Consider the following 14,246-nt stretch of genomic DNA (forward strand, 5'->3'; position numbering starts at 1 on the left):
GGTAGCGCATATCGTTCACCGCATGACTGCGAGCACGACTTCGACCTTCCCGACGCAGGCCGTGGTCCTGGCGGGCGGCCAGGGCTCACGACTGCGTCCGTACACCGACGACCGCCCCAAGCCGATGGTCGAGATCCCGGGCACCGGGACCCCGATCATCGGCCATCAGCTCGCCTGGCTGGCCGCGGAGGGCGTCACCGACGCCGTGATCTCCTGCGGCCATCTCGCGGGTGTGCTCCAGGAGTGGCTGGACTCGGCGGATCTGCCGCTGCGCGTCACGACGGTCGTCGAGAACGAGCCGCTGGGGCGGGGCGGCGGCCTCAAGTACGCGGCCGCGCACCTGCCGCACCCCGATCAGCCGTGGTACGCCACGAACGGCGACATCTGGACGCGCTTCTCCCTGCGCGAGATGGCGTCCTTCCACGGCGAGCGCGACGCCACGGCCACGCTGGCGCTGGCGCGTCCGCGGATCCCGTGGGGCGCCGTCGAGACGGACGCCTTCGGCCACATCACGGACTTCATCGAGTCCCCGCCGTCGCCGTACCTGATCAACGCGGGCGTGTACGTCTTCTCCTCGGCGTTCACCGCCCTCCTCCCCGACCGGGGCGACCACGAGCGCACCACGTTCCCGCGCCTCGCCCGCGAACGCCGCCTGGCCGGCTATCCGCTGCCGCACGGGGCGTACTGGCGCGCGATCGACACGGCGAAGGACCTGACGGAGGCGGCGAAGGAACTGGCGACGGGCGGCCACGGGGGCTAGCCACCGGACCCCCTGTTCGTCTGCGGGTTCGGTGGGGGCTGGTCGCGCAGTTCCCCGCGCCCCTTAGGTAACTCCAGCCCCGGCGGCACGAAAATCAGCCCCTCCGGCGCGCAAGGAGCAGGGCCCGGGAAAATCCAGCCCCTCCGGCGTTTGAGGAGCGGGGTCCGGGGCTGAGCCCCGAAGCGGGGTGCAGGGGCCGCAGGCCCCGCAAAAGGGGTCCGGGGGCGCAGCCCCCGGGAAAACACCTCCGCCCCCTCCCACCCCCGGAGGGTCTAGGGAAGGGGCGGGGTGGGGAAACAACCCCCGTCAGCCCAGCAGCCCACCGATCGGGTTCCGGTTACCCCCCGTAGAGCCCGTACCCCCCGACGGAGTCGACGCCCCACCCGTGGACGTCGGCCCCGAACTCGTCGCCGGCGGCGCCGCCGGCGCCTGGTGGCGGGACACCGGCGGCTTGTGGCCCGTCGTGCCCTGGGACGTCTGGCTCGGCACACCCCCGACCGTCCCGGACTCCCGTACGGCCTTGGACGACGCCCGCTTCGACGGCTTCGCGGACGGCTTGGCCGACCCGCTCACGGACGGCTTGGGCGAGCCGGGGCGCCGTACCAGCGGAGCGTGCGGCGCGGGCGCCAGCGGGGTGCCCGGCAGGTAGTTGGTGGGGTCGGAGTCGGGGCCCGGGACCGTCACCATCTCGGTGGAGCGGACCGCCCCGCCGAGCAGCGAGCCGATCAGCAGTGTCAGGCCGACCAGGACCGTGGCCATCACCGTGCCCCGTCGCAGCACCCGGCGCCGCAGCTCCCACAGCGTGGAGCGCGGGCCGAGGCGCCGCCAGGCCTCGCCGGCGAGGCGGGCGTCCAGCGAGTAGACGGGCGCGCCCGCCGTGATCAGGGGGGACCAGGCGGCGAGGTAGATGAAGTCCGGCGCGTCGTACGCCGGGACCGTCTGCCAGCTCACCGTCAGGAGCAGCGCCGCCGACAGCAGCGCCCCGAACACCGCCGCGACCCGCTGCCACAGGCCCATCATGGTCAGTACGCCCACCACGATCTGGAGGAAGGCCACCGACAGGCCCGCCCCGACCGGATGCTGGAGCGCGAAGTCGCGCAGCGGCCCGGCGAGGCCCCAAGGGTGCAGCGAGTTCAGCCACTTCATCATCGAGCCGCGCTCGCCGCCGTCGAAGTAGACGGGGTCGCAGAGCTTGCCCATCCCCGCGTACACGGAGATGAAGCCGAGGAAGACGCGCAGCGGGAGGAGGACCACGCCGAGGTTCATCCGGCGGCCCGGGTAGTACGCGTGCCGCACCTGGTCCGCGCCGTGCCGCTGCCCGCGCGCGTCGGAGTCGTCGGGCCCGTCGAAGTCGTCGCCCTCGTAGCCGCGCTCGAACTCGTCGAAGTCGCCGTCCCCGTACGCCCCTTGGGCGTATCCGTGCGGGCTCTGGCGGACCGCCTGGAGCAGTGCCGTCTCCGCACCGCCGGAGTCCGCGAGCGGCGAGCGCGGGCCCACCACGACCGGCGTCGGCATGGTGTCCTCGTCGATGCGCGGGATGACCTGGGTGGCGCCCACGTCGCCCGTCGCGCCCGGCGCGTCGAGGCCGCGCACCGCCTGCAGCAGGCCGGTCGCCCCGGGCGCCGCCCGGCCGCTCCACACCACCGGAGCCCGGCGGCGGGCCGCCCCCTGCCCGGCCGGCATCCTCGCCAGGCGCTTCGGCTGGGCCTTCGGGGCGAAATGCACCCGGAAACTGGCGTGGTTGACGATGACCTGCGCGGGGTCCGAGTCCACCTTGACCATACTCAGGGCAGGCTGATCGTCGAACCCGGGCCGGGGCGTTCTGGTGTCCACACTCATCTAACCGAGTGATGGAGGTTTAGGACACTGCCTTGACGGGCCCGATCTGTCCGAGGCCCGTCAAGATCACCTACGCCGGACGGGCGTCAGGCGTACGAGGGTGTCAGCCCTTGCGGCGGCGCGCCGCCTCGTACAGCACGATGCCCGCCGCGACACCGGCGTTCAGCGACTCGGCGCCGCCCGGCATCGAGATCCGCACCCGGTAGTCGCAGGTCTCGCCGACGAGGCGGCCCAGGCCCTTGCCCTCGCTGCCGATGACGATGACGACCGGGCCGCCCAGCGCCTCCAGCTGCTCGACCGTGTGCTCACCGTCGGCCGCCAGGCCCACGATCGTGACACCGGCCTTCTTGTACTCCTCCAGGGCGCGGGTCAGGTTGGTGACGCGCGAGACCGGCGTACGGGCCGCGGTGCCCGCCGAGGACTTCCAGGCGCCGGCCGTCATACCGGCCGCGCGGCGCTCGGGCACGACCACGCCGTGGCCGCCGAAGGCGGAGGTGGAGCGGACGATCGCGCCGAGGTTGCGCGGGTCGGTGACGCCGTCGAGGGCGACGATCAGCGGCTCGTCGTGGTTGTCGTACGCCGCCTCCAGGAGGTCCTGCGGGTGCGCGTACTCGTACGGCGGGACCTGGAGGACGAGGCCCTGGTGGTTGAGCCCGTTGGTCATCCGGTCGAGCTCGGCGCGCGGGGCCTCCATCAGGTTGATGTTGCCGCGCTCGCCCGCGAGCTGGAGCGCGTCGCGCACCCGCTCGTCGTTGTCGATGTACTGCTGCACGTACAGCGTGGTCGCCGGGACGCCGTCGCGCAGCGCCTCGAAGACCGGGTTGCGGCCGACGACCATCTCGGACGTGCCCTTGGGGCCGCCGCGGCGCGGGGCCGGGCGGCGGGTCGCCGCCTGCTTGGCCTTGGCGGTGGCGATGCGGTTCTTCTTGTGCTTCTTGCGGTCCTCCGCGGGCGGCGTGGGGCCCTTGCCCTCCAGACCCCGGCGCCGCTGGCCACCGCTGCCGACCGTCGCGCCCTTCTTGTTGGACGTGCGGCGGTTCCTGCGCTGGCTGTTCCCGGCCATGACCTACCTGTTTCCGTGATTCTGCGACCTACGGGGCGTCGTGGCGTCCGTGGGTCCTGCGTACGTACGTATATGAAGTGTGCCGCCCAGTCGCCCGGGCGGCACATCGCGCTTCCCCGTCAGCGGGGGCCGAGGGTCCAGCGGGGGCCGCTGGGGCTGTCCTCGATGACCAGGCCGGACTGGGTCAGCTGGTCGCGGATGGCGTCCGCGGTGGCCCAGTCCTTGCGGGCGCGGGCCGCCTCGCGCTGTTCGAGCACCAGCCGTACGAGCGTGTCGACGGCCCCGTGCAGGTCCTCGCCGCGGTCGGCCTCGCCCGCCCAGTGGGCGTCCAGCGGGTCCAGGCCGAGGACGCCGAGCATCGCACGGACCTCGGCGAGCCGGGCGACGGCCGCTTCCTTGTCGTCGGCGGCCAGTGCGCTGTTGCCCTGGCGGACCGTGGTGTGGACGATCGCGAGGGCCTGCGGGACGCCCATGTCGTCGTCCATCGCCTCGGCGAACGCGGGCGGGACCTCGGCCGCGGGCTCGACCGCGCCCCCCGCCTTCTCGACGACGCGCTGGACGAAGCCCTCGATGCGCGCGAACGCCGACTCGGCCTCGCGCAGGGCCTCCACGCTGTACTCGATGGTCGAGCGGTAGTGCGGGGTGCCCAGGTAGTAGCGCAGGACGATCGGGCGCCACTGCTTGACCATGTCGGAGACGAGGACCGAGTTGCCCAGCGACTTGGACATCTTCTCGCCGGACATGGTGACCCAGGCGTTGTGCATCCAGTACTTGGCGAACTCGTCGCCGTACGCCTTGGCCTGGGCGATCTCGTTCTCGTGGTGCGGGAAGATCAGGTCGCGCCCGCCGCCGTGGATGTCGAAGGCGCTGCCCAGGTACTTGTGGGCCATCGCCGAGCACTCCAGGTGCCAGCCGGGACGGCCGCGCCCCCAGGGCGTCTCCCAGTCGGGCTCGCCCGGCTTGGTCGCCTTCCACATGGCGAAGTCGCGGGGGTCGCGCTTGCCCGCGACGCCCTCGTCGGGCTGGCGCAGGTCGTCGATGTCCTGGTTGGACAGCTCCAGATAGCCGGGGAAGGAGCGCACGTCGAAGTAGACGCTGCCGTCCGCCTCGTACGCGTGACCGCGTTCGATCAGGCCGCGCATCATCTCGATCATCTCGGGCACGTGCCCGGTCGCGCGCGGCTCGTACGTGGGCGGAAGGCAACCCAGGGCGTCGTAGCCGTCGTTGAAGGCGCGCTCGTTCTCGTATCCGATCGACCACCAGGGGCGGCCCTGCTCTGCCGACTTCGCGATGATCTTGTCGTCGATGTCGGTGACGTTGCGGATGAACGTGACGTCGTAGCCGCGGTACTCGAACCAGCGGCGCGCGATGTCGAAGTTGAGGCCCGACCTGATGTGCCCGATGTGCGGGGCGGCCTGCACGGTCGCGCCACAGAGGTAGATCGAGACACAGCCCGGCACGAGCGGGGTGAAATCACGGATCTGCCGGGCGCTGGTGTCGTACAGGCGAATAGTCACCACACCAGGGTAGTGGGCCCGTAGCAGTGCCCCGCGACCCTTGGGCCACGGGGCACCGAAGTGTGACAGAAGCTTTTCCGGCGGGGTTTCCGGCGAGCTTTGCGGTGCGTATTCGTCGAGCTTTTCCGGCCGCCGCCGGAAGATGTTCATCCGGTCCGGTACACCAGCGCCGTGGCGATCGCGGCGAGGCCGTCGCCGCGGCCGGGGAAGCCCAGGCCGTCGGTGGTGGCGCCGGAGACCGAGACGGGCGCGCCGACCGCGTCCGAGAGCACCTTCTGCGCCTCGTCGCGCCGCTTGCCGATCTTGGGGCGGGGGCCGACCACCTGGACGGCCACGTTGCCGATGCCGAAGCCCGCGTCCCGCACGATCCGCGCGGCCTCGGTGAGCAGCGTGACGCCGGACGCGCCGGACCACTCGGGGCGTCCGGTGCCGAAGTGGGCGCCGAGGTCGCCGAGGCCGGCCGCCGAGAACAGGGCGTTGCAGGCGGCGTGGGCGACGACGTCGGCGTCGGAGTGGCCCGCGAGGCCGGGGCCCTCGTCCTCCCAGAGCAGGCCCGCGCACCACAGCTCGCGGCCCTCCTCGAAGGCGTGGATGTCGGTGCCGATGCCGACCTGCGGCAGTACCAATGCCGGGCTGCCGCCCGGGGCGGGTGCCTCAGAAGCCATCGTTCGCCCTCCTGCGGGCCAGGACCGCCTCCGCCAGGACCAGGTCCAGCGGGCGGGTCACCTTGAAGGCCTCCTCGTGGCCGGGGACGACCACGACCTTCAGACCGAGCCGCTCGACCATGGACGCGTCGTCCGTGACGTCGCCGGTGACGCTCTCGTGGGCGCGCACCAGGGTGGCGTGGTCGAAGCCCTGCGGGGTCTGCACGGCGCGCAGCCGGGCGCGGTCGGGCGTGGCGAGCACCGGCTCGGGGGTGCCGTCGGCGTGCGGCTCGACCTCCTTGACGGTGTCGGCGAGCGGCAGCGCGGGGACGACGGCCGGAGCCCCGTCCCGTACGGCCTCGATGACCGCGTCGACGGTGTCGACCGGCACCAGCGGGCGGGCCGCGTCGTGGACGAGGACCACGTCGATGCCCTGCGGCAGCGCGTCCAGGCCGAGCCGGACGGACTCCTGGCGGGTCTCGCCGCCGGGCACCACGACGAAGTCGGTGCGGTCCGGCAGCGCGTGCTCGGCCAGCAGGTTCTTCACCTCGGTGGCGCCGTCGGGCGGGGCCACGACGACGACGAGCGAGACGGCGCGGGAGGCGGCCATCGCCCGTACGGCGTGGATGAGCATGGGCGTGCCGTTCAGCGTGCGGAGCGCCTTGGGGGCGCCCGGGCCGAGCCGCACGCCGCGGCCGGCCGCGGGAATCACGGCGGCGGTGCGGAAAACGCGCGTTTCCTCAGACAAGGTTTGTGTCCTTCGGCGACATGGGTATGGCCTCAGCAAGCTGGGCTCGACGCCCTGACCGGCCCCTTCCGTGACGACCGGTCGGGCGCTCCACCCGGCCCGGCACGCCGGTGCGGGTGCCGTGCGTACGAATGATGTCCGAACATGCCGCAGCGCCCGGCGACACAGCAGTAGGATCACTGCTGGTCAGCGGGCACCGCGGCAATGCTGGTCCTCCGGGAGGCGAAGCCCCCGGACCTACCAGTGTCAGGACGCGAGGACCTCGTCGAGGAGGGCCTCGGCCTTGTCTTCGTTGGTGTTCTCAGCGAGTGCCAGCTCGCTCACCAGAATCTGGCGCGCCTTGGCGAGCATGCGCTTCTCACCTGCGGAGAGTCCGCGCTCGCGCTCACGACGCCACAGGTCGCGCACTACTTCGGCGACCTTGATGACATCGCCGGAGGCGAGCTTTTCGAGATTTGCCTTGTAGCGACGGGACCAGTTGGTGGGCTCTTCCGCATACGGTGCGCGAAGCACCTCGAAGACCCGGTCCAGCCCGTCCTGCCCGACCACATCGCGTACGCCTACGAACTCCGCATTGTCCGCGGGCACGCGCACCGTCAAGTCGCCCTGGGCGACCTTGAGCACCAAGTAGGTCTTGTCCACGCCTTTGATCTGGCGAGTTTCGATGGCCTCGATCAGCGCGGCCCCGTGATGGGGATAGACCACGGTGTCGCCAACCTTGAACGTCATGTGACAGGTACCCCTTCCGTGGCTATCCAGGGTAACACGAGAACAGCCTGTTCTGAATGGCGTTTTCGCAGGTCAGGGCATATCTCGGGGCTTGACAACAGCAACAGGAACGTGCTGCGGAGGGCTCACGGGAGGGGGTATTCGCAGGTCGGAGCGGCTGTTCGGGGGCAGGGAAACATGCCCGCCACACTCTCCGCAACCCCCCTCAACTGGTCTGAACATCCCGTTTTGTCGGGTTCCAAGCGGTGAACTTCCACTGCTCCGTTCGGTGATCGGTCACCCGTTCGGAGTGAGCGGGGCCCTTTTCGTGAATTGATCAACGGACCCGGGCCGGGGGTTTTCGGTAAGGAATACGTGGCGGTCCGGAGAATTGATCACCGGCGATATGTGAACGGCGCGCGAAACACCGAGATCAGAGCGGGTGCGGACGTCTCACGGGGGTTCTGGGGAGGGTTCTGGGAGCGCGCTCGGCGGATGCGGGGGGAACGGCGCACGGGTCCGGGCGCGGCGGACCCGCGCCGAGGGGCGGGTCGGGTGCGGGCTCGCGGGGACGGCTCGGTAACCTAAGCCAGCTGACACAGACTTAGCCGTCCTTTAGATGTCCTTACGTCCAAGGAGTTGCCGCCGCCGTGAGCCGCAGCCTTCGACGCGGCGCCCTCGCCGCCTCTGCCATCGCGTTCTCGCTCGCCTCTCTCGCCGCATGCTCGGCGGGCAACGACGCGCAGACGCTCGAAGTGAAGCCGGACAACGCCGCCGTCAAGGTGGGTGACATCAAGATCCAGAACGCGACCGTCCTCACGCAGCCCAAGGCCGACGCGGCCGGGCCCGCCGTGATCACGGCGACCGTGTTCAACAACGGCGACAAGCCGCAGACGCTCGACGCGGTCAAGCTGGCGGCCTCGGGCGCCACCGTGAAGCTCTCCCCCGGCAAGGGCCAGAGCGGCCTCACCGTGCCCGCGCACGGCTCGCTGATCCTCGGCGGCAAGGACAACGCGTCCGCCGTCGTCGAGAACGGCAAGGAGGCCGCCAAGAACGGCGACGCCCAGCCCGTCACCTTCCAGCTGAGCAAGACCGGCGACGTGACGCTGCGCGCGTTCGTGGTCCCGTCGACCAGCTACTTCGAGGGCTACGGGCCCAGCGCGGCCCCCAAGCCTCCGGTGGCGCCGGGCGAGCCGGGCGCGAGCACGTCGCCGGGCGCCTCCACCGCGCCGGGCGCCCCGGCGAGCGGCAAGCCCTCGGGCAAGCCGTCGCACACCCCCGCCAAGGGCGGCAAGCCGTCGGGCACGGCGAGCACGGGTGCGGGTCACTGACGTACGCAGCTGTACGAGGAGGGGCCCCGGACGATGTCCGGGGCCCCTCCTCGTATGTCCGCGTATGTCCGCCGGTTTACGGCTCGAACTTGTAGCCCAGGCCTCGCACCGTGACGAGGTAGCGGGGCGCGCCCGGGTCCGGCTCGATCTTGGCGCGGAGGCGCTTGACGTGGACGTCGAGGGTCTTGGTGTCGCCGACGTAGTCCGCGCCCCAGACTCTGTCGATCAGCTGCATACGGGTCAGCACGCGGCCCGCGTTGCGCAGCAGCATCTCCAGCAGGTCGAACTCCTTCAGCGGCAGGTCGACCTTGCCGCCGGAGACGGTGACCACGTGGCGGTCCACGTCCATGCGGACCGGGCCGGCCTCCAGGGCCGCCGGGGTGACCTCCTCCGGCTCGCCCCGGCGGCGCAGCACCGCGCGGATGCGGGCGACGAGCTCACGGGACGAGAAGGGCTTGGTCACGTAGTCGTCGGCTCCTATTTCGAGGCCCACGACCTTGTCGATCTCGCTGTCCTTGGCGGTGACCATGATCACCGGGACGTTGGAGCGGCCGCGCAGCTGGCGGCAGACCTCCGTGCCGGGCAGCCCCGGCAGCATCAGGTCGAGCAGCACGAGGTCGGCGCCGTTGCGCTCGAACTCGTCCAGCCCGTCGGGCCCGGTGGCCGCCACGGCGACCTCGAAGCCCTCTTTGCGGAGCATGTAGGACAGGGCGTCGCTGAACGATTCCTCGTCCTCGACGACGAGCACTCGGGTCACGGAAGGACCTCCGGGGCATGGGGCACAGTGGTGGAGTCGTGCGCGGTGGGGAAGGTGTCGTACGGCGGCTCGTCGACGGCGTCGTCGTCCGGGCCTGCGGGGTCGGGTGCGGCGCGGTCCCGTACGGCGCCGGCCTCCGGCAGCCTCAGGGTGAAGGTGGAGCCCTGTCCCTCGGAGCTCCAGACGGTGACCTCCCCGCCGTGCGAGGCGGCCACGTGCTTGACGATGGCCAGGCCCAGGCCCGTACCACCGGTGGCGCGGGAGCGGGCCGGGTCGACGCGGTAGAACCGCTCGAAGACGCGCTCCCGGTCCTTCTCCGAGATGCCGATGCCCTGGTCGGTCACGGCTATCTCGATCAGGTCCCCGCCGGGCGCGGCGACGCGGCGGCCCGCGATGCCGACCCTGGTCCTGGCCGGGGAGTAGTTGACCGCGTTCTCGACGAGGTTGCCGAGCGCGGCGGCGAGCTGGCCCCGGTTGCCCCAGACGTACAGATCCGCCGTGCCGCCCGCGGCCATCGTGATCTGCTTGGTGGACGCGGGGTGGCGGGAGCGGTCGATGGCCTCGGCCACCAGCTCGTCGACCCGGACCGGCTCGGCGTCCTCCAGCGGGTCGTCGTTCTGCACCCGGGACAGGTCGATGAGCTCCTGGACCAGATTGGTCAGCCGGTTGGCCTCGATCTGCATCCGGCCCGCGAAGCGGGTGATCGCCTCGGGGTCGTCCGAGGCGTCCATGACGGCCTCGGAGAGCAGGGAGAGCGCGCCGACCGGCGTCTTGAGCTCATGGCTGACGTTGGCGACGAAGTCGCGCCGGACCGCCTCGATGCGCCTGGCCTCGGTCAGGTCCTCGACCAGGAGCAGTACGAGGCGGGAGCCGAGGGGGGCGACCCGGGCGGAGACCGCGAGGGCCTCGCCCCGGCCGGTGCCCCGGCGCGGCAGATCCAGCTCCACCTGCCGTATCTCACCGTCGCGGCGGGTGTCGCGGGCCATGTGGAGCATCGGCTCCACGGCCAGCTTTCCGCCCCTGACAAGCCCCAGTGCGTACGCCGCGGAGCTGGCCTTGACCACCGAGTCGCTCTCGTCGAGCACCACCGCCGAGGAGCGGAGCACCGACAGCACGGTGTCCACGCCGGGCGGCAGGACCGCGTCCGTGTGCAGGGATGTCCGGGTGGGCCGCGCCTGGTCGCGCTCGCTCCAGCGGAACGCCAGCATGGCGATGACGCCGGTGCACAACCCGGCGATCGCTGCAGCTGCGGCGACCGCCGCGTTCACGTCCATGCATCCAGGTTATGCGGGCGCACCGACACTCTCCCAGCCATCCGGGTGCCTGCTCGAACGTTCGTCGCCCAGAGTTCACCATGGTGATAGTGCTGGTTCACTTGGTGTGGCCGAATCGGACGCGTAACCGACGGAACGTGGGAGCGTGGGGGTCACGACATCCCCTGCCTCCCCCGGAGTCACTTTCCGGAGTCATTGCCCGGAGTCATTGAAAGAGGGACACCCATGCGGGACGCGTACCACGAGGAACTTGACTCGATCGGCGAGGGCCTGGTCGAGATGGCCCGCCTTGTCGGGTCGGCGATCGGGCGCGCCACGACGGCCATGCTCGACGCCGATCTCAAGCTCGCCGAGAGTGTGATCGCCGCCGACCAGAAGGTCGACGATCTGCAGCACGACCTGGAGGCGCGGGCGATAGCCCTGCTGGCCCGCCAGCAGCCCGTCGCGACGGATCTCCGCATCGTCGTGACGTCCCTGAGGATGAGCGCCGACCTGGAGCGCTCGGGCGACCTGGCCCAGCACGTCGCCAAGCTGACCCGGCTGCGCTACCCGCAGCGGGCGGTCCCGCACGACCTGCACGCCACCATCCTGGAGATGGGCCAGCTGGCCCAGCGCCTGATGGCGAAGGCCGCCGAGGTGATCATCACCAAGGACGTCGACCTGGCCCTCCAGCTGGAGCAGGACGACGACGAGATGGACCTGCTGCACCGCACGCTCTTCCAGCACCTGATGGACGACCGCTGGAAGCACGGCATCGAGACGGCCGTCGACGTGACGCTGCTCGGCCGCTACTACGAGCGGTTCGCGGACCACGCGGTCTCAGTCGCCAAGCGGGTCGTGTACCTGGTCACCGGCGAGCACGCGGACGAGCTCCAGCAGCCGGCGCAGGTCGAGGGCGCGTAGCGGGCGTCACGGGCGCGCGGGGCGGCTCGGAGCGCGGGGTGCGGCCGGCGCCTTGGAGCGCGGGGGCGCGCGAACATGGTGGCGCGCGCCGTTGATGCGCCCGCCCCGGTGGGCATCCAATGGGGGTGAGGTACGCGTACCCCCAACCCCGGGAGGGACCATGACCGAGACCCCGACTCCGAACGCCTCCGGCTGCCAGTGCGGCCCCGGCTGCAGCTGCGGCTGCCAATCGGGCGGCTCGTGCCAGTGCGGCGGCGGCTGCGGCTGACACGTATACGAGAGGGGCCCGCCCGGAATCCGGACGGGCCCCTCTCGTACGTATACGTACGTAAGGCTTACTTCTTGCCCTGGTTCTTGACCGCCTCGATCGCGGCGGCGGCCGCGTCCGGGTCGAGGTAGGTGCCGCCCGGCTTGACGGGCTTGAAGTCGGCGTCGAGCTCGTAGACGAGCGGGATGCCGGTCGGGATGTTCAGGCCCGCGATGTCGGCGTCCGAGATGCCGTCGAGGTGCTTGACCAGCGCGCGCAGCGAGTTGCCGTGGGCGGCGACCAGCACGGTGCGGCCCGCGAGCAGGTCCGGGACGATGCCGTCGTACCAGTACGGCAGCATGCGGACGACGACGTCCTTGAGGCACTCGGTGCGCGGGCGCAGCTCCGGCGGGATGGAGGCGTAACGCGCGTCGTCGGACTGCGAGAACTCGGTGCCGTCCGCGAGCTCCGGCGGCGGGGTGTCGTACGAGCGGCGCCACAGCATGAACTGCTCCTCGCCGAACTCGGCGAGCGTCTGCGCCTTGTCCTTGCCCTGGAGCGCGCCGTAGTGCCGCTCGTTCAGGCGCCAGCTGCGGTGCACCGGGATCCAGTGGCGGTCCGCGGACTCCAGCGCGAGCTGGGCGGTGCGGATGGCACGCCTCTGGAGGGAGGTGTGCAGCACGTCGGGGAGCAGGCCGGCGTCCTTGAGCAGCTCACCGCCGCGCGCCGCCTCCTTCTCGCCCTTGGGCGTGAGGTTGACGTCCACCCACCCGGTGAACAGGTTCTTCTCGTTCCACTCGCTCTCGCCGTGGCGGAGGAGGATCAGCTTGTACGGTGCGTCGGCCATGCGTCCGAGCGTAATCGACGTTCGCGAGCCCTCGCGCGCGCGGGGAGCAAGGTGCCGGGAGCGTCTCGGCACGTGGACGATTGACGGACGGCGTCAATTGAGTAGCGGGTGAGAGCCGCTGGATCGTAAGTTGCGGCTATTGCCAGCACCACTTACACGGCTGTGCGCCGCGTGGGTGTGGCGGGCGCTCGTAGCCAGCTTGCCGTTCCGGGGGGAAACCGATGTCCGTCGCCAGTCTCAGACGCGCCGCACGAGAGAGCGTCTCGGGTCTGCCCCGGGAGTTCTGGTGGCTGTGGACGAGCACGCTGATCAACCGACTCGGGGCGTTCGTCGCCACGTTCATGACCCTCTACCTGACCCACGAGCGCGGCTACTCGGCCTCGTACGCGGGCCTGGTGGTCTCCCTGCACGGCCTGGGCGGCGTGATCTCCTCCCTCGGCGCGGGCGTCCTGACCGACCGGCTCGGCCGCCGCCCCACGATGATGGCCGCCCAGACGGCGACCGCCTTCTCGGTGGCACTGCTCGGCTTCATGACCGACCCGGCGGCGATCGTCGCCGTCGCCTTCCTGGTCGGCATGGCGTCCAACGCCTCGCGCCCGGCCGTCCAGGCGATGATGGCGGACATCGTGAAGCCCGAGGACCGGATGCGGGCGTTCTCGCTCAACTACTGGGCGATCAACCTCGGGTTCGCGGTCTCGGCGGCGGGCGCCGGCTTCGTCGCACAGCACAGCTATCTGGCGGGCTTCCTCGGCGAGGCGGCGCTGACCCTGACGTGCGCGGTGCTGGTCTTCCTGAAGCTGCCGGAGTCGCGGCCGGAGCGGGTCGCGACGGGCAAGTCGCGCGGGCGGGGGACGGGCACGGCGTCGGCACCGGAGCCGGAGGTCGGCCTCGGGACGGTGTTCCGCGACGGCCGCTTCATGGGCGTCGTCGGCCTCTCCTTCCTCATCTCCCTGATCTTCCAACAGGGTTACGTGGGCCTGCCGGTCGCCATGGGCGCGGACGGCTTCTCCAGCGCGGACTTCGGCATGGCGATGGCGGTCAACGGCGTACTGATCGTCGCCCTCCAGATCCCCGTCACGCGGGCCATCGAGCACCGCGACCCACGCCGGCTGCTGATCGTGTCGTCGCTGCTGGCGGGGTACGGGTTCGGGCTCACCGCGTTCGCCGGTTCGGTGGCCGTGTACGCGCTGACGATCTGCGTCTGGACCCTCGCCGAGATCGTCAACTCGCCCACCCAGACGGGTCTGGTGGTACGCCTCTCCCCCGTCCACGGGCGGGGCCGCTACCAGGGCGTGTACACGATGTCCTGGTCGGTGGCGGCGCTGGTGGCCCCCCTGATGTCGGGCTTCGCCGTCGACCACTTCGGGGCGGACTGGTTGTGGGGGGCTTGTGCGGTGCTGGGGAGTGTGGCGGCGGGGGGTTATTGGCTGCTGATGCGGGGGTTGGGGCTGGGGGATGGGGAGGATGTCGTGGTGGGTGGTGTGGTGGAGCGGCGCGCGAAGACGACGGCGTGACTCCGCCAGGTTTTTTGCCCCCCGCCCCGCCCCTTCCCTAAACCCTCCGGGGGTGGGTGGGGGCGGAGGCTCGCTTACCTGGGGCTGCGCCCCC

The 14,246-nt window shown here is 71.3% G+C and carries 13 protein-coding genes; 4 read left to right on the forward strand and 9 right to left on the reverse strand.

Annotated elements, in window-relative coordinates:
- Positions 1-22: 22 nt before the first annotated feature.
- On the forward strand, positions 23-760 hold the full coding sequence (locus OG965_RS19895) for an NDP-sugar synthase (protein ID WP_371653436.1): 738 nt from the start codon (positions 23-25) through the stop codon (positions 758-760).
- A gap of 306 nt (positions 761-1,066) precedes the next feature.
- Here the strand turns inward: OG965_RS19895 and OG965_RS19900 are convergent, their stop codons facing one another.
- The 6 genes from OG965_RS19900 to OG965_RS19925 all read right to left on the reverse strand — a co-directional run bounded on the left by OG965_RS19900 (position 1,067) and on the right by OG965_RS19925 (position 7,300).
- Positions 1,067-2,599, reverse strand: a complete 1,533-nt coding sequence (locus OG965_RS19900) for a DoxX family protein (RefSeq protein WP_371653437.1) — start codon at positions 2,597-2,599, stop codon at positions 1,067-1,069.
- Positions 2,600-2,702: 103 nt separating this feature from the next.
- Complete coding sequence (rlmB, locus tag OG965_RS19905) at positions 2,703-3,662, reverse strand: 23S rRNA (guanosine(2251)-2'-O)-methyltransferase RlmB (RefSeq protein WP_371653438.1); 960 nt, start codon at positions 3,660-3,662, stop codon at positions 2,703-2,705.
- A 119-nt stretch (positions 3,663-3,781) separates the two neighbouring features.
- A complete protein-coding gene (gene cysS, locus OG965_RS19910; protein ID WP_371653439.1) occupies positions 3,782-5,179 on the reverse strand; it encodes a cysteine--tRNA ligase in 1,398 nt (465 codons plus the stop codon).
- A 146-nt stretch (positions 5,180-5,325) separates the two neighbouring features.
- Positions 5,326-5,844, reverse strand: a complete 519-nt coding sequence (ispF, locus tag OG965_RS19915; protein WP_371653440.1) for a 2-C-methyl-D-erythritol 2,4-cyclodiphosphate synthase — start codon at positions 5,842-5,844, stop codon at positions 5,326-5,328.
- Complete coding sequence (gene ispD, locus OG965_RS19920) at positions 5,834-6,571, reverse strand: 2-C-methyl-D-erythritol 4-phosphate cytidylyltransferase (protein ID WP_371653441.1); 738 nt, start codon at positions 6,569-6,571, stop codon at positions 5,834-5,836. The genes ispF and ispD overlap by 11 nt, the downstream gene beginning before the upstream one ends.
- Before the next feature lie 246 nt (positions 6,572-6,817).
- Positions 6,818-7,300, reverse strand: a complete 483-nt coding sequence (locus OG965_RS19925) for a CarD family transcriptional regulator (protein WP_003953493.1) — start codon at positions 7,298-7,300, stop codon at positions 6,818-6,820.
- A 629-nt stretch (positions 7,301-7,929) separates the two neighbouring features.
- Between OG965_RS19925 and OG965_RS19930 the strand changes: the two genes are divergently transcribed.
- Positions 7,930-8,610, forward strand: coding sequence for a DUF461 domain-containing protein (locus tag OG965_RS19930; RefSeq protein WP_371653442.1), 681 nt, complete (start codon positions 7,930-7,932; stop codon positions 8,608-8,610).
- 76 nt (positions 8,611-8,686) lie between these two features.
- Here the strand turns inward: OG965_RS19930 and OG965_RS19935 are convergent, their stop codons facing one another.
- A complete protein-coding gene (locus tag OG965_RS19935; RefSeq protein ID WP_017242433.1) occupies positions 8,687-9,367 on the reverse strand; it encodes a response regulator transcription factor in 681 nt (226 codons plus the stop codon).
- The gene (locus OG965_RS19940; protein WP_371653443.1) at positions 9,364-10,641 is read right to left on the reverse strand and encodes a sensor histidine kinase; all 1,278 of its coding nucleotides are present in this window, start codon (positions 10,639-10,641) and stop codon (positions 9,364-9,366) included. Before OG965_RS19940 ends, OG965_RS19935 begins: the two co-directional genes overlap by 4 nt.
- 225 nt (positions 10,642-10,866) lie before the next feature.
- On the opposite strand from OG965_RS19940, the gene phoU reads away from it, so the two are divergent.
- Positions 10,867-11,544, forward strand: a complete 678-nt coding sequence (gene phoU / locus OG965_RS19945; protein ID WP_371653444.1) for a phosphate signaling complex protein PhoU — start codon at positions 10,867-10,869, stop codon at positions 11,542-11,544.
- Positions 11,545-11,879: 335 nt separating this feature from the next.
- On the opposite strand, the gene OG965_RS19950 is transcribed toward phoU, so the two are convergent.
- The gene (locus OG965_RS19950) at positions 11,880-12,638 is read right to left on the reverse strand and encodes a phosphoglyceromutase (protein WP_371653445.1); all 759 of its coding nucleotides are present in this window, start codon (positions 12,636-12,638) and stop codon (positions 11,880-11,882) included.
- Positions 12,639-12,859: 221 nt separating this feature from the next.
- On the opposite strand from OG965_RS19950, the gene OG965_RS19955 reads away from it, so the two are divergent.
- On the forward strand, positions 12,860-14,152 hold the full coding sequence (locus tag OG965_RS19955; RefSeq protein WP_371653446.1) for an MDR family MFS transporter: 1,293 nt from the start codon (positions 12,860-12,862) through the stop codon (positions 14,150-14,152).
- The last annotated feature ends 94 nt before the right edge of the window (positions 14,153-14,246 follow it).

Origin of the sequence: Streptomyces sp. NBC_00224 (assembly GCF_041435195.1) — a bacterium.
Lineage (GTDB): Bacteria > Actinomycetota > Actinomycetes > Streptomycetales > Streptomycetaceae > Streptomyces.